Here is a 20,131-nt window from a genome sequence, read left to right on the forward strand (position 1 = left end):
TCCTCTCCTGCTGAAGACGCCCCGCTAGGGTGAGAGGGTGAGCAACCGGATCGCCGTCGTCCCCGGCTCCTTCGACCCGCCCACCCTCGGTCATCTCGACGTCATCCGTCGCGCCGCGGGCCTGTACGACGAGGTCCACGTGCTCGTCGTGCACAATCCGGGCAAGGAGGCGATGCTCCCCATCGCACAGCGCGTCTCCCTGCTGGAGCAGTCGATCCGTGAGGACGACTTCCCCGCCGGGCACGTCACGGTGGCGTCCTGGAGCGTCGGCCTGCTGGTGGACTACGCGACCGAGGTCGGTGCCGGCGTGCTCGTGAAGGGCATCCGCTCGCAGGTGGACGTCGCCTACGAGACGCCGATGGCGATCGTGAACCGGCATCTCGCCGGCGTCGAGACCGTCTTCCTGTTGCCCGATCCGTCGCACGCGCTCGTCTCGAGCTCGCTCGTGCGACAGGTCGCCTCCCTCGGTGGCGACGTGTCACCGTACGTGCCCCCGGTCGTCTCGCGCTTCCTCGACACGGGCGGGCGCGGCATCTGAACCGGCCCCGGCTCGTGTCGGCGGGCTAGACTCTCCGGGTGAGAAATCGTCGACCCGGCCCCTTCAGCATCGGTGTGCGTGACATCGTCAATCGCCCCGGTGAGATGCGCGAGGCGTCCTTCGACGTGCCCGCGCCCGAGAAGTGGGGCGAAGGCCTCGTCTGGGTCGCACAGGGCGAAGAGGTGCACATCGAGGCTCGCCTGGAGTCCGTGCACGAGGGCATCCTCGTCACGGGGGACGTCGAGGCCGAGTACACGGGCGTGTGCGGACGATGCCTCATCGACATCGCCGCGCCTGTCGAAGTCGAGTTCCAGGAGCTTTTCGCGTATCCTGGTTCGGAAGCGTCCGACTTCGAAGTTCAAGACGACCACGTGGATCTTGAAAATCTGGTCAGGGATGGCGTCGTCCTGTCGCTTCCGTTCCAGCCGGTGTGCCGGCCGGATTGCCCAGGTCTCGACCCCGAGACCGGTGAGCGTCTGGCAGACCACCCCGCGCAGGCACCGCGCGAAGCCCTCGATCCTCGCTGGGCAGCGCTTGCGGACCTGGTAGCGGAACCGGCCGCGGAGCCCGGCGACGCAGGACAAAGCACACAGACCTCGTAGAAAGAGAAGACCATGGCAGGTAACCCCCCGAAGCGCAAGGTTTCGCGCTCCAACACCCGTTCGCGCCGCGCACAGTGGAAGGCCGAGGCTCCCGCCCTCGTCAAGACCATCGAGAACGGCAAGGTCGTCTACAGCCGCCCCCACCAGGCGAAGGTCGTCACCGACTCGCAGGGTACCGAGCTGTTCCTCGAGTACAAGGGCCGCAAGGTCGCAGACATCTGAGCCGCGTTCCGTGACGGACGCAGCTGCGGATCTCTCCGCACTTTCCGAGAAGCTCGGGGTCGATATCGACCCCGAGCTTCTTGCGCTGGCGCTGACACATCGCTCGTACGCGTACGAGCACGGCCAGATCCCGCACAACGAGCGCCTCGAGTTCCTCGGCGACTCGGTGCTCGGTCAGGCGGTGACGGTGAAGCTCTACCGCTCGCACCCCGAACTCGATGAGGGTTCGTTGGCCAAGCGGCGAGCGAGCGTCGTGTCCACGGTCGCCCTCGCCGAGGTCGCCCGCTCGATCGGTCTGGGCGCGTACATCCGCCTCGGCCGGGGCGAGCAGCTGACCCGAGGCGACGACAAGGACTCGATCCTCGCCGACACGACCGAGGCGATCATCGGCGCGACGTACCTCTCGGCCGGATCGGATGCGGCGACGGCCCTCGTGCTGCGCCTCATCGAACCCTTGCTCGCCGATCCGGAGCGCTACGACGCTGCCGTCGACCCGAAGACCGCGCTGCAGGAGCTCGCGGCACGCATGGGGCTATCCGCTCCCGTCTACCGGGTGGACTCGACCGGTCCCGACCACGCCCGTGTCTTCGAAGGCACCGTGACGGTAGGGGACCTCAGCACCGCAGGCTCGGGGACGAGCAAGAAGCAGGCCGAGATGGCGGCTGCTCTGACGGCGTGGCGCACTCTCAGCGGACGCGACTGAGGTGCCCGAGCTCCCCGAGGTCGAAGTAGTGCGCGCGGGGCTCGCGCCCGCCGTCGACGGCGCGTTCGTGAACGGCGTCGAGGTGCTCGACGAGCGCGCGCTGACCCGCCATCCCGGCGACGGCTCGCACTTCGAGACCCAGCTCGCGGGCCGCACGTTGGGCGCACCTGCGCGCCGGGGCAAGTTCCTCTGGATCCCGTTGGCGGATGCGGGTGAGCAGGCCGTCGTTGCGCACCTCGGAATGAGCGGCCAGATGCTCCTGCGCGAGCCCGGTGCGCCGCGCGAGCGTCACGAGCGCGTGCGGTTCGACATCCGGCATCCGCAGCACGGCGAGCTGGCGGTCGTTTTCGCCGATCAGCGCACGTTCGGCTCCCTCGCCGTCGACCGCCTCGTTCCCACGCGCGACGGCGCAGCGGGAGGGCTCGGGACCGATCGCGCGAGCGTCCCGACGCAGGTGGCGCATATCGCGCGCGACCCGCTCGATCCGGCGTTCGACGACGCGGACTTCCGCCGCCTCGTCGCACGGAAGCGGTCGGGCATCAAACGTGTCCTGCTCGATCAGGGCGTCGTGAGCGGCATCGGCAACATCTATGCCGATGAGGCGCTGTGGGCGGCGCGCATCCATCCGGAGACCGCCGCGGCGACGCTGAGCACCCGCGCCGTCAGCCGCCTCCTCGCCGAAGTGCGCGCCGTGCTGCAGAAGGCGCTCGCGGAGGGCGGCACGAGCTTCGACGCGCAGTACGTCAACGTCAACGGACAGGCCGGGTACTTCGCGCACTCGCTGAACGCCTACGGACGCACCGGGGAGCCCTGCGCGCGCTGTGGCCATGCGATCGTGCGCGTCGCCTTCACGAACCGGTCGAGCCACTACTGCCCGCACTGCCAGCGATTGCGCTGACAGGTCGTGGTCTCGAAGGGGCCGCTACTCGGCTGCGAGAAGACGGACGTCTTTGGCGCGGAGATCGAGGATGTCCTCCACGCCTTTGCCGCCCACGATCTCGCTGACGGATCCCATGACGAAGAGGCCCGCCGCGAACTCGTTGTCCTCCGGTGGCCCGTCATAGGCGATGAAGGTGAGATCCGTGTCGTCGAGCTGCGGGTTATCGGCGGCCGCTCGGGCAGCTTCACGCACAGCAGCTGCGACCCCCGTGATGGATGCATCGCGCACATAGAGGCGGATCACGACCTTGTTCGCCCACGGCACGCCGGGGTGCTGCACTTCGACGGTCGCCGCGTACGTTGTGGTTTCCGTGGCCGCGCTCAGGTCCCTCGTGGCGATATTCTCGTTCATCGCGCAGCCCGTGACTGCCAGCAGCAGGACGAGCGTCAGAGCGGACATCAGTCCACTTCGCCGGTTACGCACGTGAAGCCCCTCCCTCACCGCTGGGATGCCCCGCGGCCTGCGTGACGAGAATAGTCAGTCAGAGGGCGAGCGCGTGGCCGTGCCCGTGTCGAGTGTGGAAATCCGTCGACGTGGCGGGCCCCGGCGCGCTCACGAGAGCACGCGCTTCCAGACGCCCTCGTAGCTGACCGGCTCGAAGCCGATGGCCTCGTTGATGTCGAGCATCGGCCGGTTCTCCTCCGCGTTGTACGTCACGACGCGCGTCGAGGCCGGGGCGACCCGCGGCCACGCGAGCAGTCCCTCGGCCTTCACGAGCATGCCGAGCCGGTGTCCGCGATGCGTCGAGAGCACGAGGGTGTCGTACTGGTGCGACGCGATGTCCGGGTCGACCCCGAGCACGAGCTCGTTGAACGCGCACAGCTCACCGGTGGCGATGTGCTGCGCAGCGGTCACCAGCATCCGTCGCCCGCCGTCGAGGATCTCGGCGTCCCACGCGCGGACGCGCTCGGCATCCCAGGTCTCCTCGTCCACCACCAGGTCGGCGGAAGGGGCGTCCGTCGACATGCGCGACTTCATCCACGCGTAGCCGTCGACGTACTCGTCGGGCGTGGGTGTCTCCCACTGCACGACGCGGTAGTCGGTGGATGCGGCGCGCGCGTCGGCAGCATGGCGCTCGAGTGCGGCTCGGCTCCTCGCGAGGGTGAAGGCGCTCTTCCGCATGATCTGCTCCAGCGTGTAGCCGTGCCGCAGCAGGAAACGCGCCGGATGATCGAGCGGCACCGTGCCGAAGCCTGTCGGGGGTGTCAGCTGCTCGCCGTCGGCGGCGGGATGCTCGACCCAGCTCTGCATGACGCTGCGACCGTGCGCCCGGGCGGTCTCTTCGAGGAGCGCATGCGCACGCTCGCCTATTCCCTGACCCCACGCGTCGCGCCGGAGCTCGATGAAGACGTACGCCGTGCGCGACCCGTTCTCCAGCGGCAGATCCATGCCCATGCGGCCGACGGGCTCGTCCTCGACGAGCACGAGCCAATGCAGTCGCTTCTCATGCCGGTCGGATCGTGCGATCGGGGCGAGCTCTCCCGGTGTCATCCGGTCGTCGTCCGTGCCGGAGATCTCGCGGCAGACCTTGTTGCGGATCACGGCGAGCCGATGGAAGTCCCGGGCGGCGGGCCCGTCGAGGTCCGTGGGGACCTCGACGGGCCGCAGCTCGAGCGTGGTGAGGGTGTTCATGATGGTGCTCCGTGTGTGGTTCGGGTCGATCATCGGATCGTGGGCTGCGCGCCCGTGCGGACGACGGCGAGGTCGTACGCCCGGCGAACGTCCTGCGCGAGGAGCGCCCGAGTGTTGGCTTCGAGCGAGACGCGCCGGCGAGAGCGGTCACGCCCCCAGAGCAGCAGTCGGAGTCCGACGTGCATCGCGATGCGATCGATGAGAGTGGGCCGTGGCGGGGAAGACGACGGCGGGTGGGTGGGAAGCGACGCCCGGATGGGGGCGTCCTGCGTGATGTTCACGATGGTTCTCCGAGTGAGAGTGGCAGGATGCGGCCGCCGGATGGGGGCCGCAGTGCGGTCGGGAAGGGCCGACCACGTGCGAGTGCACGGGCGGCGGAGGAACGAACGGCTCAGCGTGCGGTCGACTCCGCGCGGATCTCTGCCCGGTGACGGGCAGACATATCCCCGGCGAGGGTCAACGAGCGGTGTGCGTGCGACCGTTCTGGAACACACCGACGGAGCGGATCGCATCGACGGCGCACATGTTCGGCGCGGTGGTGACAAGCAGACGAGTCATCTTGCGATCTCCTCTCTCAACGTCGGTTGGCAGATCAGGACGCTAGCGTGCCTGAGAGAGCGCTGTCAACATCCCGGGCGTGTCGCGCGCTCCGGCTGCGTCGCTGCGAGGGGGGAGAGGGCCGCTCCGGTAACGTCGTGAGAAGCCCGACGACCGGAGGACCCGCATGCACCTGAAGAGCGTGACGCTCAAAGGGTTCAAGTCGTTCGCGCAGCCCACGACCTTCGCCCTCGAGCCGGGTGTCACCGCGATCGTGGGACCGAACGGATCCGGCAAGTCCAACGTCGTCGATGCCCTCGCCTGGGTGATGGGCGAGCAAGGCGCGAAGACCCTCCGCGGCGGCAAGATGGAGGACGTCATCTTCGCCGGCACGTCCACCCGGGGGCCGCTCGGCCGTGCCGAGGTGCAGCTCACGATCGACAACGCCGACGGGGCGCTGCCGATCGAGTACGCCGAGGTGACGATCAGCAGGACGCTGTTCCGCAACGGCGTCAGCGAGTACGCGATCAACGGCCAGTCCTGCCGGCTCCTCGACGTGCAAGAGCTGCTCAGCGACTCGGGACTCGGCCGGGAGATGCACGTCATCGTCGGGCAGGGACGCCTCGACACCGTGTTGCAGGCGAGCCCCGAAGACCGCCGAGGCTTCATCGAGGAAGCGGCCGGCATCCTGAAGCACCGCCGGCGCAAGGAGAAGACCCTCCGCAAGCTCGAGGCCATGGAGGCGAACCTCACCCGCCTCAGCGACCTCGCCGGCGAACTGCGCCGTCAGCTCAAGCCCCTCGGACGCCAGGCCGACATCGCACGCGAGGCGGCGACGATCGCCGCTGTCGTCCGCGATGCGCGGGCACGACTGCTCGCGGATGAGCTGGTCGCCCTGCAGGCCGAGCTCGCCGACTTCGCGCGAAACGAACAGGACCGCCGAGCCGAGCGCACCCTCCTGCAGGACCGCGCCGATCAGGTGAAGGCTCGTGTCACAGCGCTCGAGACGCAGGAGCGCTCTGAAGCGGTGGATGCGGCGCGCCGCGTCGCGTTCGGACTCGAACAGGTGCAGGAGCGCCTGCGTGGTCTCTACACGCTCGCGGGGCAACGGTTGAGCCTGCTCTCGGAGGACGATGAGTCGCTGGCGCCCGCGCCGACCGTCTCGCAGGCCGCGATCGACGAAGCGCAGGAGGAGCTCGACACGATCACGACAGGCGTCGGCGAGGCGGAGGACGCGGCGGCGGCCGCCGCGCGCGACGTGAGCCGCGCGCGTGCCGAACTCGACGCGTTGGATGCCGATATCGCCGCCCAGAGCGCTCTCGTCTCCGAGCACGACATGCGGCTCACGGCGCTGCGCGGTACGGCGGAAGCCGCCGAATCGGCGCTGGCGGCGGTTCGTGCCGCCGTGGAGCGGCAGCAGAAGGCGTTCGACGCAGCCCTCGCTCGCCGAGCCGAGGCGGAGGAGGAACTCGCCGGTGCCGACCCGGACCTGGTTCCGGAGACCTCGTCGGCAGAGCACGCCGCCGCTTACGAACAGGCGCAGCGGCACGCTGCCGACGCCGAGACGGAGGTCGCCGGCATCCGGGAGCGTCTTCACGCCGCCGAACGCGAGGTCGACGCGCTCTCCGCGCAGGTCAAGACCCTGGGACGCGCGCTGGACGTGCGCACCGGTGCATCCGAGCTCATCGCTGCCGGAGGTAACGGCGTCCGCGGGCTCGTGGGCGATGCGGTTCAGGTGACCTCCGGCTACGAAGCGGCGATCGCCGCCGCTTTGGGCGCCGTCGCCGAGGGCGTGCTCGTGGACAGCGAAGCGGATGCGGTGGATGCAGCGGCGGTCGCGCGCAGCGGCGACTTCGGCGTCGTCGACATCGTGATCGCGGAGGTGTCGGCCGCTCCCGCCGAGATCCCCGACATCGAGGGCGCGGTGCGGGCGACCGATGTCGTCACCGCTCCGGCAGGCGTCGCGGGACTCCTTGCGCGCGTCGTGATCGCCGCGGATCTGCCCGCCGCGCAGCGTGTTCTCGGCTCGGCCCCCGACCTGACCGTCGTCACACGCACGGGCGAGGTCGTCACGCGCTTCTCGGTGCGGGCGGGCAGCGGCCAGGGGCGCTCGCGGCTCGAGCTCGCGGCCGAGCGCGATGCCGCCGCGGAGCGACTCGGCGAGCTGCAGGTCGTCGCCGACTCCCTGCGGGAAGCCCTCTCCGATCAGACCCGCGCGCTCCAGGAGGCGCGCGCCCGCACCAAGCACACCCTTGACGCGCTGCGCTCGCACGATGCGGCACTCGCGGCGCACGCCGAGAAGGTCAATCGGGCGACGGTCCGACACGAGGCCGCGGTGGCGGAGTGCGAGCGGCTCACGCAGACGCTGCGCCAGGCCCAGGCGGCGGTGGTCGAAGCCGAGGATTCCGCGCGCGTCGCGGCGGACCGCCTGGCATCGGCGCAGGAGGCCCCGCGCCCGATCCTCGATGCGTCGGCGCGTGACGGCATGCTCGCCGCCCTCGACGCGGCGCGCGACGGCGAGATGCGCGCACGCCTGGATGTGGAGACTCTTCGCGAGCGGATCCGCGCGGGTGAGGCTCGCATCGCCCAGCTCGAACGGCAACGTGAACGCGAACGGGCGGCCGCCGAGGAAGCTGCCCGCCGCGCGGTGATCCGTCGGCGCCAGCGCGACATCGCCGCATCCGTCGCAGCTCAGTTGCCGGCGCTGCTGGATTCGGTCGACCGCTCGGTCTCGCAGGCGCGTGTGGAACTCGCCGCGGCGGAGTCCGCGCGCACGGCCGTCACGGCCGAACTTTCCGAGGCGCGGCGGGAGGAGGCCGCACTGCGCGAGCGCCTGAGCGGACTCACCGAGAGTGTGCACGGACTCGAGCTGCGCATCCACGAGAAGAAGCTCCATGTCGGCTCGCTGCGCGAACGGGTGCAGAGCGAGCTCGGTCTGGACGAGAACATTCTCATTGCGGAATATGGGCCCGATCAGGCCATTCCAGACGAATCTGTCGAACCGAGCGAGGACGGTGAGCAGCCCACGATCGCCTTCGATCGCGGACAGCAGCGCAAGCGCCTGCAGGAGGCGGAGCGCAAGCTCGCGCAGCTCGGACGCGTCAATCCGCTCGCGCTCGAGGAGTTCGCAGCCCTCGAGCAGCGACACACGTTCCTCACGGAGCAGCTCGCTGACCTGACGCAGACGCGCAAGGACCTCCTCACGATCATCGAGGAGCTCGACGATCGGATGCGCTCGATCTTCCTCGAGGCGTTCGAGGACACGCGCGTGGCATTCACCGAGGTGTTCCCGCTGCTGTTCCCCGGAGGCACCGGCAGCATCGCGCTGACGGACCCCGACAATCCGCTCACGACCGGTATCGACGTCTCGGTGCGCCCGGTCGGCAAGAAGGTGGAGCGGCTGTCCTTGCTCTCGGGTGGTGAGCGCTCGCTCGCGGCGGTCGCGCTGCTGGTCGCGATCTTCAAGGCGCGCCCGAGCCCCTTCTACATCCTCGACGAGGTCGAGGCGGCGCTCGACGATGCCAACCTCGGTCGCCTCCTGACGGTGTTCGAACAGCTACGGGCCTCGAGCCAGCTGATCGTCATCACGCACCAGAAGCGCACGATGGAGATCGCCGACGCGCTCTACGGCGTCTCGATGCGCCAGGACGGCGTCTCGGCCGTCGTGGGCCAGCGGGTGCGCGAGCGCGAATCCGCGTGAGCCCGGCCGCGTAGGCTGGAGACATGGCCGAGAGATCGTGGTCGCTGGGGCGTGCCCTGCGAGGGATGTTCGTCAAGCCCGTCATCGACGAGAGCACGTGGGAGGACCTCGAGACCGCTCTGCTCACGGCCGACTTCGGCCCCGACGTGACCGAGCGTCTCATCGACGAGCTGCGCGAGAAGGTCGATCGGTACCGCACCACCGACCCGAAGGATCTCCAGCGGATGCTGCGCGAGACCCTGGAGGAGCATTTCGCGAAGTTCGACTCCACGCTCCGACTCACCGAGCGTCCGGCCGTCGTGCTCGTCGTCGGTGTCAACGGTGTCGGCAAGACGACCACCATCGGCAAGTTCGCGAACTTCCTGCGCCGCTATGACCGTTCGGTCGTCGTCGGCGCCGCCGACACCTTCCGCGCGGCCGCCGTCGACCAGCTGGCGACGTGGGCCGAGCGCGGGGGAGCTGCGATCGTGCGTCCCCAGCAGGAGGGGCAGGATCCCGCATCCGTCGCCTTCCAGACCGTGGCCCACGCGATCGAGACGGGCACCGAGATCGTGCTCGTCGACACCGCCGGACGCCTGCACACCAAAGGCGGGCTCATGGACGAACTGGGCAAGATCAAGCGCGTCATCGAGAAGCAGGCGCCGATCAGCGAGGTACTGCTCGTGCTCGATGCGACGACCGGTCAGAACGGCCTCATGCAGGCCGAGGCGTTCCTCGAGCAGGCAGGTGTCACGGGACTCGTGCTCACCAAGCTCGACGGCTCGGCCAAGGGCGGATTCGTGCTGGCCGTGCAGGAGCGCACCGGCATCCCCGTCAAGCTGCTGGGTCAGGGCGAGGGCATCGGCGACCTCACCGGATTCACGCCCCACGTGTTCGTGGAGCAGCTCGTCTCCTGAGCCGCGCGCCGGACTACCGCCTGGCGGGTCGGGCTGGTTTCATTGACTCATGGCGATCGAGCACGACTTCTTCGGACTTCTGGAATCCGGACCGGACGGGTCCATCTTCTGGTCCGAGAACGTCGAGTTCGGCGACCAGAGTGTGACGGTCGATCTGACGGCTCCCGACCAGGAGGACGTCTCCGTCGCGGCCCTGGACGTCGCCGCCTCCCTGATCTCGTCGCTCGAGCAGCTCGACCTGCTGGCGCGCAACGCCATGATCGGTGAACTCGACGACCGCACCAGCGAGGTGACGGAGTACATCCTGCAGCAGCAGGACACCTTCGGTGAGGACATCACCGACCTTCTCGTGGACATCTCCGGCGACGTGCACGTCGACGTCATCCGGTCGCTCCAGCTCACCAGCATGACGATCCTCGCCGACGAGCACGGCGGTTCGGATCCGTTCGCCGTCCTGGAGTACGCACTGGACGCCGACGCGACCGACGACGTGCTGCTGGTGAACCTCGACTCGGACGGCGCGGTGATCTCGGTCACGAGCGCCGACTGAGCTCACTCCTGCGCCGCGGTCGACGCGGCAGCGATCAGCTCGCGCGTGAAGGGGTGCCGCGCGCCGGTGAAGACCTCCTCCGTCGGGCCTTCCTCGACGACACGACCACCGCTCATCACGAGCACACGATCGCTGACGCGCCGGACGACGGCGAGGTCGTGCGAGATGAAGACGACGGCGGTCCCGGTCGTCGCCGGCAGCGTCAGGATGAGTTCGAGGATGCCGGCCTGCGTTGCGACATCCAGCGCTGAGACGGGCTCATCGCACACGAGGACGTCGGGGGACGCGGCGAGGGCGCGCGCGATGGCAACCCGCTGACGTTGTCCGCCGGACAACGTCGCAGGACGTCGGCGCAGGAGCGCGGGGTCCAGCTCGACCAGCTCCAGGAGCGCTCGAGGAGCGGGTGACGACGGGGCGGACGAAGCCCTCAGGATGCGTTCCACGCTCCAGCGAGGATCGAAGCTGCCCAGAGGGTCTTGTGGAACGAGGCGGATGCGTGGTGCGGGCGTTCCGAGCGTGATCGTGCCGGTGTCCGGATGCTCGGCGCCCACCAGCAGCCGAGCCAGCGTCGTCTTTCCCGATCCGGACGCACCGACGACGCCGACGACCTCGCCCGCGCGGATGCGGAGGTCGACATCCGTGAGGGCCGTGACCGAGCGATACGCGCGGCCGAGGCCTTCCGCGCTCAGAAGCACCCGGCCCGGCGGCTGCGCGGCGACCGATTTCGGTCCGCGTGGCGTTGCGGTGAGCAGTGCGCGAGTCGCCTCGTGGCGGGGCGCGGAGAGCACCTGCGCCGTCGGGCCCGTCTCCACGATGACGCCGCGCTCCAGAACGGCCACCCGGTCGGCGACGCGGGCGACGGCTGCCAGATCGTGGCTGATCAGAAGGACGGCGCGGCCCTCGTCGCGGATGCGGGCGAGCAGGCCGAGAACGTGCACCGCCACGGTGGCGTCCAGAGCGGTGGTCGGCTCGTCGGCGATGAGGATGTTCGCGCCGCCCACCAGTGCGGACGCGATGAGGGCGCGCTGCCGCATCCCGCCGGACAGCTCGCCGGGACGACGCGCCAGCAGTGTCTCCGGGTCCGGGAGTCCGGCGTCCGCGAGGGCCTGTACGACGCGCTCGCGTCGGAGAGGCCGGGGAACGCGGTGCAGCGTGAGCGTCTCACCGACTTCGACCTCGATCGTGCGGAGCGGGTCGAGGGATTGGAGCGCATCCTGCAGCACGAGCGCGACGTCGCGCCCGCGCATCCGTCGCCAATCGCGCCGTCCCGCGCGCCTCGCATCGCGCCCCGCGACCTCGAAGTGTGCCGCGGCGACCGAGGCTCCGCTCTGCTCCTGCGTGAAACCCAGGAGCGTGCGTGCGAGCACGGACTTGCCGGCGCCGGAGGAGCCGACGATCGCGACGATCTGGCCCGGGACGACGTCGAGGTCGACGCCCTGCAGGACGTCGCCGGTTCCGGGGAGCGTGACCCGCAACCCCCGCACACGGAGGCCGCTCATACGCGCACTCCGCCGGCCAGACGCCGCCCGACCGCGGTCAACACGGCGGCCGTGGCGACGATCGCGAGTCCGGGGAAGACCGTCAGCCACCAGGCGCTGCCGATGTAGACGCGCCCGGCGTTGAGCATCGCTCCCCACTCCGGCGAGGGCGGAAGCGCACCGAGCCCGAGGAAGCTGAGTGCGGAGACCCACACGATCGCCTGGCCGACACCGAGGGTGGCGACCGAGACGAGCGGCCAGAGCGCATTGGGCGCGACGTGCCGAAGAAGGATGCGGACCGACCCGACCTGTTCGAGGCGGGCGTACTCGACGTACCCGCTGCGCGCGACCTGTCGTACCTGCGTGCGCAGCATCCGCGCGTAACCCGGTGTCGTCGCGAGCCCGATCGCCACCACCGACGCCGTCGTCCCCGGGCCCGCCACAGCCACGAGCAGGAGGGCCATGACGAGCGTCGGGAGTGCGAAGAGCACCTCGATGATCCGCGACAGCGCCGCATCCAGCCACCGCGGTCCGAGGCCGGCGGTGAAGCCCAGCACGAGGCCGGCACCCACGCCGATCGCGGTCGCGGCGGCGCCGACACCGGCGGATGCGGCGGCCCCGTGGACGACGCGCGTGTACAGATCGCGTCCCGACTCGTCTGTCCCGAACAGGTGCGAAAGACCGGGCGGACGAAACGCCTCGGCCGGCGCGATGGCGAGCGGGTCGCCCGGAGCCAGGAGGCCAGGCCAGACGATCGCCACGATCAGCACGCCGAGGCCGACCAGCGCCGCGATGCCTGCCACACCCCATGTGGAGACGAATGCTCTGATGGCTCCCGGCCGGGTGTGCGTCGAGGTCGCGGTTCTCATGCGCCCACCGCCACGGTCGGGGCACGCAGCGACCGTGGGCGACGGCCGCGCAGGCGGGGGTCGATGAGAAGCTCCGCGGCATCGGTCAGCGTGACCACGACGACGTAGATGAGCGCGACCACGACGACGGCGCCGATCACGAGCGGGACGTCCCGGGCGGTGGCCGCGTCGATGAGCAGGCGCCCGAGACCGGGGCGCGCGAAGAGAGCCTCGACCACGACGGCCCCGGAGAGGAGGCTGCCGTACGCCCAGCCGGAGAGTGCGAGCGCGGGAAGCGCAGCGTGTCGCAGCGTGTGCCGCAGCAGCACCCGCACCTCGGAGGCGCCTCGGCTGCGAGCCGTCGTCGCGAAGGGTGCGGCGTCGGCGTCGGCGAGCGAATCGCGCATGACCGGCGCGAGGAAGCCGGCGATCGGAACGGCGAGCGTGATGACCGGGAGCACGAGGCCGGCGGGGTCGGCGCCGACGCTCGTCGCGGGCAGGACGCGCCACGTCGCTGCGAACAACAGGATCAGCACCGCGCCGAGCCAGAACTGGGGCATCACGGTGGCGATCGTCTCGACGGAGCGCAGGACCGTGGACACGACCCGCGCCGCGCGGCCGCGCACGACGGTGACGATGATGGCCCCGAGCAGTGCCAGTAGCCACGCGACGACCAGGGCGAGGGTGGCGAGCAGGAGTGTCGAGGGTAGTTGCGCGGCGATGAGTTCGCCGACCGGCTGCTTCCTCGCATACGAGTCGCCCAGCTGCATGGTCGCGATACGCCCCAGCTGCAGCAGGTACTGCACGATCAGCGGCTGATCGAGCGCGTAGGTGCGGGTCGCCGCCTCCACCGTCTCCGGCCCCGCCTGGGAGCCCGGGCCGCCGAGGATCGCCTCGAGAGGGTCGCCGGAGGCGCGCAGCGCGAAGAACACCACGGTGGCGACGAGCCACACCACCAGCAGCGCCGATCCGACGCGCGCCGCCACCCAGCGAAGCACTCGCACCGAGCGCTCAGCCGTTCAGGCGCGCGTCGATGAAGGTCGGCGTCGCCACCGTGCCGAGCGTCGTGACGCCGCTCGCCCCGCGCACCAGGAAGTGGTTCTGCTGGTCGTAGAGGGGGAGGATGGCGTAGCTGTCGAGGATGATGTGCTGCGCCTGGGCGTACAGATCGGTGCGCTGCTGCTCATCCGATGCGGCTGATGCCTGATCGAGCAGCGCGTCCAGTTCCGGATCGGACAGCTGCGCGTGGTTGGCGAAGTAGCCGCTGGGCGCGGGAACGATGCCGTCGGAGTCGTACAGGATGCGCAGGACGTCGGGTCCCACCTTCGTGTACGGCGCGCTCACCGCTTCGTACTCCTTCGCGCCGAGTGCGGCGTACCAGCCCGACAGGTCCAACGGGGTGATCTGGACGTCGAAGCCCACGGCGCCGGCGTTCGCCTGGATCTGCTCGAAGAGCGACTGCTCCGCCGCCACCGACTGGTTGGTGCTCACGGGGAAGCGCACGCTGAGGCGCGCCCCGTTCTTCGTGCGGACGCCGTCCGCATCCCGCGTGGTCCAGCCGGCGTCGTCGAGCAGCTGTTCGGCGCGCGCGGTGTCGGTCGTGAACAGCGACGCGTCGCTGACGGCGGCCGGCTCCGTGCTCGCGAGCGGCGAGAAGGAGCGCGTGACCGTGCCCTGGTAGAGCGCCGTGATACCCGGGTCCGGATCCGCCGCCCGGATGAACGCCTCGCGCACGCGGATGTCGTCGAAGGGGGCCTGGCCGGTGTTGAGCTCGATGCGGTTCACGGAGCCGGGTCGGGGCGCGTCGATGTGGGTCGTGTCGGTGGAGTTCTCCGCCGCGACGATCGCGTCCGGCTGCGGGTTGTCGATGACCTGCACCTCGCCCGAGAGCAGGGCTGCCTGCCGCGTCGCGGCATCCGGGATGAAACGCCACTCGATCGCGTCGAGGTAGGCGGGGCCCTCGTGCTGGGCCTCGGGGCCGGGGGAGGCGTAGTTCTCATTGCGCACGAGGTGCACCGACTCCTGCGGCGTCCAGGAGTCGACGGCGAAGGGGCCCGTGCCGATTGGCGCCTTGCAGTTCTCCTCCTGCCCGCGGGCGATTCCCGCGGGGGACTCGATCGCGGTCCACTGCTGGCTGAGCGACTCCAGGAGTGCGGAGTCGGGGGCTGCGAGGTGGAAGCGCGCGTGCGTCGCGTCCACGACCTCGACGTCGGTCACCTTCGCGACGGCCAGATAGCCCGTGCTGGATGCGGTGTCGGGGTCCTTCAGGTGCTCGATGTTGGTCTTGATCGCGGCCGCGTCGACGGGAGTGCCGTCGGTGAAGGTCAACCCGTCGCGGAGGGTGAAATCCCACGTGAGTCCGTCGTCGCTGACCTGCCACGACTCGGCGAGCCACGGCGTGATGGTGCCCTCCGCGTCGCGGCCGACGAGCGGCTCCAAGTACTGCGTCGAGATGAGCGCCTGCGGGTAGTTGCCGCCGACGTGCGGGTCGAGGCAGGTCGGCTCGGCGTCACCGGTGGCGTAGACGAGGGTCCCGCCGTCACGCGGAGCGTCAGCCGTGCCCCCGGCCGAGCACGCGGTGAGGGCGAGGGTGGCGGCGAGGCCCGCGGCAGCTACGGCGGCGCGACGAGAGTTGAAAGGTGCAGGGATCATCGGGAAGCCTTCGGCGAGGTGGGACGCACGGATGCGTGCGGACGGACTTGCTGTATCCGGTCCAAGAATGCAGCCTACCGCGGTTATCGGGTACCGCGTCGCCGCATCCGGGGTTCGGGTGCTGGCTAAGCTGCACGGGTGACTGACGCGCCGCGCCTGGGACGGCCTCGAGCGAGCTCGCCCGAGACGATCGCCGAAGCGGCGTGCGAGCTGTTCTTCGAGCAGGGGTACGACGGGACCTCGATCGGCGACATCACCCGCCGTGCCGGGGTCGCGCGCGCCAGTTTCTTCAACTACTTCCGCGCGAAGAGCGATGTGCTCTGGTCAGGTTTCGATGCGCGACTCGCGGCGGCGTTCTCAGCCATGATTGCGGGCGTACCCGTCGCCGACGCTCTCGCTCGCATCGGACGCGACCTGACGCCCGACACCCTCGCGCTCGCGATCACGAACGCGGACGCCATGGGGCTCGGCGACGAGCTCGAGAGGCAGCGTGCTGAACGGCTGGCGCTGCTCCAGCGTGAGATCGCCCGTCGTCTGACCGATGCTACCGGCGACGCCCTGTTCGCGCAGATCCACGCCGCGGCCTACGGGGCGGGGGTCCTGGGTGCGGTCTGGATGTGGGCCGAGCGCGGCGCATCGTCGGAGTCGCTGGAGGGCCTTCTGCAGCACGCGTTGTCGCTCTGTGAGCGCTTCGGAGCGTCCGGCGACTCATCCGCCGCCGCGCTCGCGTAAAATCGACGCATCATGGCGACTTTCGGCACCCTCTCCGACCGGCTCACTGAGACCTTCCGCAATCTGCGTACGAAGGGAAAGCTCAGCCCCGCCGACGTCGACGGGACGGTGCGCGAGATCCGTCGCGCCCTGCTCGACGCCGACGTCGCGCTGGTGGTGGTGAAGGAGTTCACCGGCAAGGTGCGTGAGCGGGCGCTCGGCGACGAGGTCAATCGCGCTCTGAACCCCGCACAGCAGGTCGTGCAGATCGTCAACGAGGAACTCGTCGCGATCCTGGGCGGCGAGCAGCGTCGTCTGCAGTTCGCCAAGACGCCGCCCACCGTCATCATGCTCGCGGGTCTACAGGGCTCCGGAAAGACGACCTTCGCGGGCAAGCTGGCGCGCCTGCTCGAGAAGGACGGCCACACGCCGCTCCTCATCGCCGCCGACCTCCAGCGCCCCAACGCCGTGAACCAGCTGCAGGTCGTCGCCGAGCGCGCGGGAGCAGCGATCTACGCCCCCGAGCCGGGCAACGGCGTCGGCGACCCCGTTCGTGTCGCACGTGACGGCGTCGAGTACGCGCGCCGGCACCAGCACGACACGGTCATCATCGACACCGCCGGACGCCTGGGCGTCGACGCGGAGCTCATGAAGCAGGCCGCCGACATCCGGACGGCGACCGAGCCCGACGAGGTGCTCTTCGTCATCGACGCGATGATCGGCCAGGATGCGGTCAACACGGCGACCGCCTTCCAGGAGGGCGTGGACTTCACCGGGGTCGTCCTCTCCAAGCTCGATGGCGACGCCCGCGGCGGTGCTGCTCTGTCCGTGGCCTCGGTCACGGGCCGCCCCATCATCTACGCCTCCACCGGCGAGGGCCTCGAGGATCTCGAGCCCTTCCATCCGGACCGCATGGCGAGCCGCATCCTCGATCTCGGCGACATCCTCACCCTGATCGAGCAGGCGCAGCAGACCTTCGATGAAGCCGAGGCGATGAAGGTCGCCGAGAAGCTGGCGAAGGAGCAGTTCACCCTCGAGGACTTCCTCGAACAGCTGCAGCAGATGAAGAAGATGGGCTCGATGAAGAAGATGCTCGGGATGCTCCCGGGCATGGGCCAGATGAAGCAGCAGCTCGACAACTTCGACGAGCGAGAGATCGATCGCACCGAGGCCATCATCCGCTCGATGACCCCGGGCGAGCGTCGCAATCCCAAGCTTCTCAACGGCTCGCGGCGCCTGCGCATCGCGCGTGGATCGGGCATGACGGTCACCGACGTGAACCAGCTCGTGCAGCGCTTCGACCAGGCCGCGAAGATGATGAAGACGGTCGCGCGTGGCGGTGTGCCCAGCATGCCCGGTGTCGGATCGATGGGCCGGCCGGGTGCATCAGCGAAGCGCGGCAAGCAGCAGAAGGCGAAGGGCTCGCGCTCGGGCAACCCCGCCAAGCGCGCCGCCGAGAACGCGGGGCTGCCGGCTGCAGAGCCCACCGGGTCGGGCTTCGGTCTCGGCGGCGGCAAGGCACCGAGCGAGGCCGATCTCGCCGAGCTTCAGAAACTCCTCGGCCGCGGCTGAGCCCGTCTCAGAGCACGATTCCCGCGTGCGCGAGCACGGCGCGCACGTGCCGAGCGAGGTATTCCTGCCCTTCCGCGGTCGGATGCTCGCTGTCCCACTGCAGCAGTTCGGGGTTCTCTTGCAGCGGCTGCCCCAGCCAGACGAATGTCCCGTCGGCGGCCTCGACGGCCGAGCGGAGGGCGTCGGAGCTCCACGTGATCGACTCCGGGGCCTCCCACGGCTGGTTCCACAGCGTGCTCAGGCCGATGATCTGCGTCGAGGGGAGTGCCTCGCGCAGCTGCTCGACTGTCGCGCGCGTTGCAGAGTCGATGTCATCGACGTCCTCATCCGCGTCGTTGTCCGACGACTGCAGGATGACCATCGCGGGTTTGAGGTCGATGGCCTCCTGTGCGAGCGCAGAGAAGTTCGTGCCGCAGTCGCCGTCGACGACGAAGCCCGCGCCCCCGCACGACAGGTTCACGATGTCGAGGTGCGTCTGCTCGCCCAGCAGCACGGGCCACGCCTCGTCGGGGTCGAGCCCGTATCCCGACATGATCGAGTCGCCGATTGTCACGATGACGGCATCGGACGCGACGGTCGGCGTGCGCGTCGGTGCGGGCGACGGAGCAGGCGATGCCGGATGCGCAGCGCTGTTCGACCGGTGGCCGGGCGCGGCGGCGCACCCGGCCATCGTCAGCGCGGCCGCACCGACAACGGCCAAGGCGGTTGCGCGGAGCCGGTGGTGGCGGCGGGCGATCACGTGCCTACGGTAGGCAGCGATGTTATGAGTGCGGTACAGATTCAGCCACGGGCGGCCAGCGGCGCGCGGCGCTCGGGGCCGGCGCGGAACTCGCGGATGAGATGCTGCACCACCTGGCGCAGGTCGCCGCCGGACGCGTCCGCGACCGCGAGCTGACGCGCGTAGCTGGCTCCTTGCACGAGCGTGGTGCGCACGCCCTCCAACTCCTGGGCGCACTTGAGCTCGACGGCGATGTCGCCGACGCGCTCGAGTGTGGCCTCGAGATGCTCGACGACGGGTTCCTGGCGTCCGTCGCGATCGACGATGACCCGCGCGTCCATTCCGTACCGCGCAGCGCGCCACTTGTTCTCGCGCACGAACCATGGCTGCAGTGTGGGCAGCTCCTCGCCGGCGTCGAGCCGGCGGGAGAAGTCTTCGACGAGAGTCTGGGTGAGGGCGGCGACCGCGGCGAGCTCGGGCAGGGTCGACATCCCGTCACACGCGCGCACCTCGATCGTGCCCCACCGTGGGGCGGGTCGGATGTCCCAACGCACCTCGGTGGCATCCGCCATCACCTCGGTGCGCACCATGTCGTCGAGGTACGACTCGTACTCCGCCCAGTCGCTGAACCCCCACGGCAGCCCCGCCGTCGGCAGCTGCTGGAAGACGAGGGCGCGGTTGGAGGCATAACCGGTGCGCTCGCCCGCCCAGAACGGACTGGATGCGGAGAGTGCCTGCAGGTGGGGGAGGTAGGTGGACAGGGCGTTGATGATGGGGAAGACCTTCGTGACGTCGTCGACGCCGACGTGCACGTGGATGCCCCAGATCATCATGTTGCGCCCCCACCATTGGGTGCGTTCGATGAGGGAGTGGTAGCGGGTCTTGTCGGTGACCTCCTGGTCGTACCACTGCGCGAAGGGGTGGCTCCCTGCGCAGAGCAGCTCGACGCCGCGCGGATCCGTCGCGGTCCGCACGGCCGCGATGGCATCCGCGATGTCGTCGACGGCAGCCTCCACCGTGTCACCGACGCCGCTGGTGACCTCGATCGTGTTCGTGAGGAGCTCGCCGGTCACCTGGAACCGTTCGGGGGCGACCGACTCCTCGAGCTCGTCGATGATCTCGGGCCCGCGGGAGACCAGATCACCCGTGCGCTCGTCGGCGAGCATCAGCTCCCACTCGAGGCCGACGGTCGAGCGGCGCGACGGGGCGAAGGGGACGGTCACCGGCTCAGTCTGACACGCGGCACGCGCTGGTTCGCGAGCCGCGTCATCATCTGGCAAAATAGACAGCTGGACCCCGCCCGACCCTCTATCCGGCCGGGTCCGAACCACAGAGCTTCCGCCGGGTGTGCACCCCACGCTCCAGGCGACCAGTTCGACCACCTTCCACACATTCAGGAGAATCGTGGCTGTCAAGATCCGTCTCAAGCGTCTCGGAAAGATCCGTGCGCCCTACTACCGCATCGTCGTCGCCGACTCGCGCACCAAGCGCGACGGTCGCGTGATCGAGGAGATCGGTCAGTACCACCCGACCGAGGAGCCCTCGGTCATCAAAGTCGACTCCGAGCGGGCCCAGTACTGGCTCGGTGTCGGCGCCCAGCCGACCGAGCAGGTGCTCGCCATCCTCAAGCTCACGGGCGACTGGGGTCGCTTCAAGGGCGACAAGGACGCCGTGAGCACCGTCAAGTACGCCGAGGGCAAGGCTCCCTTCGAGGTCGACGCGGCCAAGAAGTCGGTCATCAAGCCCAAGGCCGAGAAGAAGGCCGAGGAGCCCGCTCCCGTCGAGGCCGAGGCCGCCGACGAGGCTGCTGAGAGCACCGAGGCGTAATCATC

General features: G+C 69.7%; 20 protein-coding genes. 11 read left to right on the forward strand and 9 right to left on the reverse strand.

All coding sequences use genetic code 11. The features are described from left to right. The first annotated feature begins 37 nt into the window (after positions 1 to 37). The 5 genes from coaD to mutM all read left to right on the forward strand — a co-directional run bounded on the left by coaD (position 38) and on the right by mutM (position 2,963). Entirely contained in the window at positions 38 to 538 is a 501-nt protein-coding gene (gene coaD / locus SK224_RS07625; protein WP_320434134.1) for a pantetheine-phosphate adenylyltransferase, read from the forward strand. A 104-nt stretch (positions 539 to 642) separates the two neighbouring features. Further along, on the forward strand, positions 643 to 1,140 hold the full coding sequence (locus SK224_RS07630; RefSeq protein WP_320434732.1) for a DUF177 domain-containing protein: 498 nt from the start codon (positions 643 to 645) through the stop codon (positions 1,138 to 1,140). A 12-nt stretch (positions 1,141 to 1,152) separates the two neighbouring features. Then, the gene (gene rpmF / locus SK224_RS07635) at positions 1,153 to 1,362 is read left to right on the forward strand and encodes a 50S ribosomal protein L32 (RefSeq protein ID WP_045248451.1); all 210 of its coding nucleotides are present in this window, start codon (positions 1,153 to 1,155) and stop codon (positions 1,360 to 1,362) included. Positions 1,363 to 1,372: 10 nt separating this feature from the next. After that, entirely contained in the window at positions 1,373 to 2,065 is a 693-nt protein-coding gene (gene rnc / locus SK224_RS07640) for a ribonuclease III (protein WP_320434135.1), read from the forward strand. Position 2,066: 1 nt separating this feature from the next. Next, positions 2,067 to 2,963 (forward strand): bifunctional DNA-formamidopyrimidine glycosylase/DNA-(apurinic or apyrimidinic site) lyase, encoded by an 897-nt coding sequence (mutM, locus tag SK224_RS07645; RefSeq protein ID WP_320434136.1) that lies wholly within the window; start codon positions 2,067 to 2,069, stop codon positions 2,961 to 2,963. A gap of 24 nt (positions 2,964 to 2,987) precedes the next feature. Here mutM and SK224_RS07650 read toward each other — a convergent pair whose 3' ends face one another. From SK224_RS07650 to SK224_RS07660, 3 genes are all read right to left on the reverse strand, one after another. Further along, the gene (locus SK224_RS07650; protein WP_320434137.1) at positions 2,988 to 3,404 is read right to left on the reverse strand and encodes a hypothetical protein; all 417 of its coding nucleotides are present in this window, start codon (positions 3,402 to 3,404) and stop codon (positions 2,988 to 2,990) included. 153 nt (positions 3,405 to 3,557) lie between these two features. Continuing rightward, positions 3,558 to 4,637, reverse strand: coding sequence for a GNAT family N-acetyltransferase (locus SK224_RS07655; protein WP_320434138.1), 1,080 nt, complete (start codon positions 4,635 to 4,637; stop codon positions 3,558 to 3,560). A 29-nt stretch (positions 4,638 to 4,666) separates the two neighbouring features. Continuing rightward, positions 4,667 to 4,918 (reverse strand): hypothetical protein, encoded by a 252-nt coding sequence (locus SK224_RS07660; protein WP_320434139.1) that lies wholly within the window; start codon positions 4,916 to 4,918, stop codon positions 4,667 to 4,669. A gap of 443 nt (positions 4,919 to 5,361) precedes the next feature. Here SK224_RS07660 and smc point away from each other — a divergent pair, with 443 nt between their 5' ends. The 3 genes from smc to SK224_RS07675 are packed head-to-tail and all read left to right on the forward strand — an operon-like array spanning position 5,362 to position 10,320. Next, positions 5,362 to 8,874, forward strand: coding sequence for a chromosome segregation protein SMC (smc, locus tag SK224_RS07665; RefSeq protein ID WP_320434140.1), 3,513 nt, complete (start codon positions 5,362 to 5,364; stop codon positions 8,872 to 8,874). Positions 8,875 to 8,897: 23 nt separating this feature from the next. Continuing rightward, entirely contained in the window at positions 8,898 to 9,770 is an 873-nt protein-coding gene (gene ftsY / locus SK224_RS07670; RefSeq protein WP_320434141.1) for a signal recognition particle-docking protein FtsY, read from the forward strand. 49 nt (positions 9,771 to 9,819) lie between these two features. Further along, positions 9,820 to 10,320, forward strand: coding sequence for a DUF2004 domain-containing protein (locus SK224_RS07675; RefSeq protein WP_234075295.1), 501 nt, complete (start codon positions 9,820 to 9,822; stop codon positions 10,318 to 10,320). 2 nt (positions 10,321 to 10,322) lie between these two features. Here SK224_RS07675 and SK224_RS07680 read toward each other — a convergent pair whose 3' ends face one another. Genes SK224_RS07680 through SK224_RS07695 form a run of 4 tightly spaced genes read right to left on the reverse strand, consistent with a single transcriptional unit; the run spans position 10,323 to position 15,298 of the window. Continuing rightward, positions 10,323 to 11,819 (reverse strand): ABC transporter ATP-binding protein, encoded by a 1,497-nt coding sequence (locus SK224_RS07680; protein WP_320434142.1) that lies wholly within the window; start codon positions 11,817 to 11,819, stop codon positions 10,323 to 10,325. After that, positions 11,816 to 12,667 (reverse strand): ABC transporter permease, encoded by an 852-nt coding sequence (locus SK224_RS07685; RefSeq protein WP_320434143.1) that lies wholly within the window; start codon positions 12,665 to 12,667, stop codon positions 11,816 to 11,818. The genes SK224_RS07680 and SK224_RS07685 overlap by 4 nt, the downstream gene beginning before the upstream one ends. Further along, positions 12,664 to 13,650 carry an ABC transporter permease gene (locus tag SK224_RS07690; RefSeq protein ID WP_320434144.1) on the reverse strand — a complete coding sequence of 329 codons (987 nt, stop codon included), beginning with the start codon at positions 13,648 to 13,650 and terminating at the stop codon, positions 12,664 to 12,666. The genes SK224_RS07685 and SK224_RS07690 overlap by 4 nt, the downstream gene beginning before the upstream one ends. A 7-nt stretch (positions 13,651 to 13,657) precedes the next feature. Continuing rightward, positions 13,658 to 15,298, reverse strand: coding sequence for an ABC transporter substrate-binding protein (locus SK224_RS07695; RefSeq protein ID WP_320434145.1), 1,641 nt, complete (start codon positions 15,296 to 15,298; stop codon positions 13,658 to 13,660). A gap of 138 nt (positions 15,299 to 15,436) precedes the next feature. Between SK224_RS07695 and SK224_RS07700 the strand changes: the two genes are divergently transcribed. Next, complete coding sequence (locus SK224_RS07700; RefSeq protein ID WP_320434146.1) at positions 15,437 to 16,030, forward strand: helix-turn-helix domain-containing protein; 594 nt, start codon at positions 15,437 to 15,439, stop codon at positions 16,028 to 16,030. A 12-nt stretch (positions 16,031 to 16,042) separates the two neighbouring features. Beyond that, positions 16,043 to 17,581 (forward strand): signal recognition particle protein, encoded by a 1,539-nt coding sequence (ffh, locus tag SK224_RS07705; protein ID WP_320434147.1) that lies wholly within the window; start codon positions 16,043 to 16,045, stop codon positions 17,579 to 17,581. A 7-nt stretch (positions 17,582 to 17,588) separates the two neighbouring features. Here the strand turns inward: ffh and SK224_RS07710 are convergent, their stop codons facing one another. Beyond that, on the reverse strand, positions 17,589 to 18,320 hold the full coding sequence (locus tag SK224_RS07710) for an SGNH/GDSL hydrolase family protein (protein ID WP_320434148.1): 732 nt from the start codon (positions 18,318 to 18,320) through the stop codon (positions 17,589 to 17,591). Positions 18,321 to 18,361: 41 nt separating this feature from the next. Continuing rightward, positions 18,362 to 19,522, reverse strand: a complete 1,161-nt coding sequence (locus SK224_RS07715; protein WP_320434149.1) for a glutamate--cysteine ligase — start codon at positions 19,520 to 19,522, stop codon at positions 18,362 to 18,364. 181 nt (positions 19,523 to 19,703) lie between these two features. Between SK224_RS07715 and rpsP the strand changes: the two genes are divergently transcribed. Next, positions 19,704 to 20,126: a 30S ribosomal protein S16 gene (gene rpsP / locus SK224_RS07720; RefSeq protein WP_234075304.1), complete on the forward strand. Its 423-nt coding sequence runs from the start codon at positions 19,704 to 19,706 to the stop codon at positions 20,124 to 20,126. Positions 20,127 to 20,131: the final 5 nt, after the last annotated feature.

Origin of the sequence: Microbacterium sp. BG28, assembly GCF_034044005.1 — a bacterium.
In the GTDB taxonomy this organism is placed as follows: domain Bacteria; phylum Actinomycetota; class Actinomycetes; order Actinomycetales; family Microbacteriaceae; genus Microbacterium.

Excerpts from the sequence above, each read along its gene's own strand:
- SK224_RS07695 (WP_320434145.1), bottom strand. The coding sequence starts at position 15,298 with ATGATCCCTGCACCTTTCAACTCTCGTCGCGCCGCCGTAGCTGCCGCG.
- ffh (WP_320434147.1), top strand. The coding sequence starts at position 16,043 with ATGGCGACTTTCGGCACCCTCTCCGACCGGCTCACTGAGACCTTCCGC.
- SK224_RS07680 (WP_320434142.1), bottom strand. The coding sequence starts at position 11,819 with ATGAGCGGCCTCCGTGTGCGGGGGTTGCGGGTCACGCTCCCCGGAACC.
- rpmF (WP_045248451.1), top strand. The coding sequence starts at position 1,153 with ATGGCAGGTAACCCCCCGAAGCGCAAGGTTTCGCGCTCCAACACCCGT.
- SK224_RS07675 (WP_234075295.1), top strand. The coding sequence starts at position 9,820 with ATGGCGATCGAGCACGACTTCTTCGGACTTCTGGAATCCGGACCGGAC.
- SK224_RS07655 (WP_320434138.1), bottom strand. The coding sequence starts at position 4,637 with ATGAACACCCTCACCACGCTCGAGCTGCGGCCCGTCGAGGTCCCCACG.
- smc (WP_320434140.1), top strand. The coding sequence starts at position 5,362 with ATGCACCTGAAGAGCGTGACGCTCAAAGGGTTCAAGTCGTTCGCGCAG.
- SK224_RS07630 (WP_320434732.1), top strand. The coding sequence starts at position 643 with ATGCGCGAGGCGTCCTTCGACGTGCCCGCGCCCGAGAAGTGGGGCGAA.
- SK224_RS07650 (WP_320434137.1), bottom strand. The coding sequence starts at position 3,404 with ATGTCCGCTCTGACGCTCGTCCTGCTGCTGGCAGTCACGGGCTGCGCG.
- ftsY (WP_320434141.1), top strand. The coding sequence starts at position 8,898 with ATGGCCGAGAGATCGTGGTCGCTGGGGCGTGCCCTGCGAGGGATGTTC.
- SK224_RS07685 (WP_320434143.1), bottom strand. The coding sequence starts at position 12,667 with ATGAGAACCGCGACCTCGACGCACACCCGGCCGGGAGCCATCAGAGCA.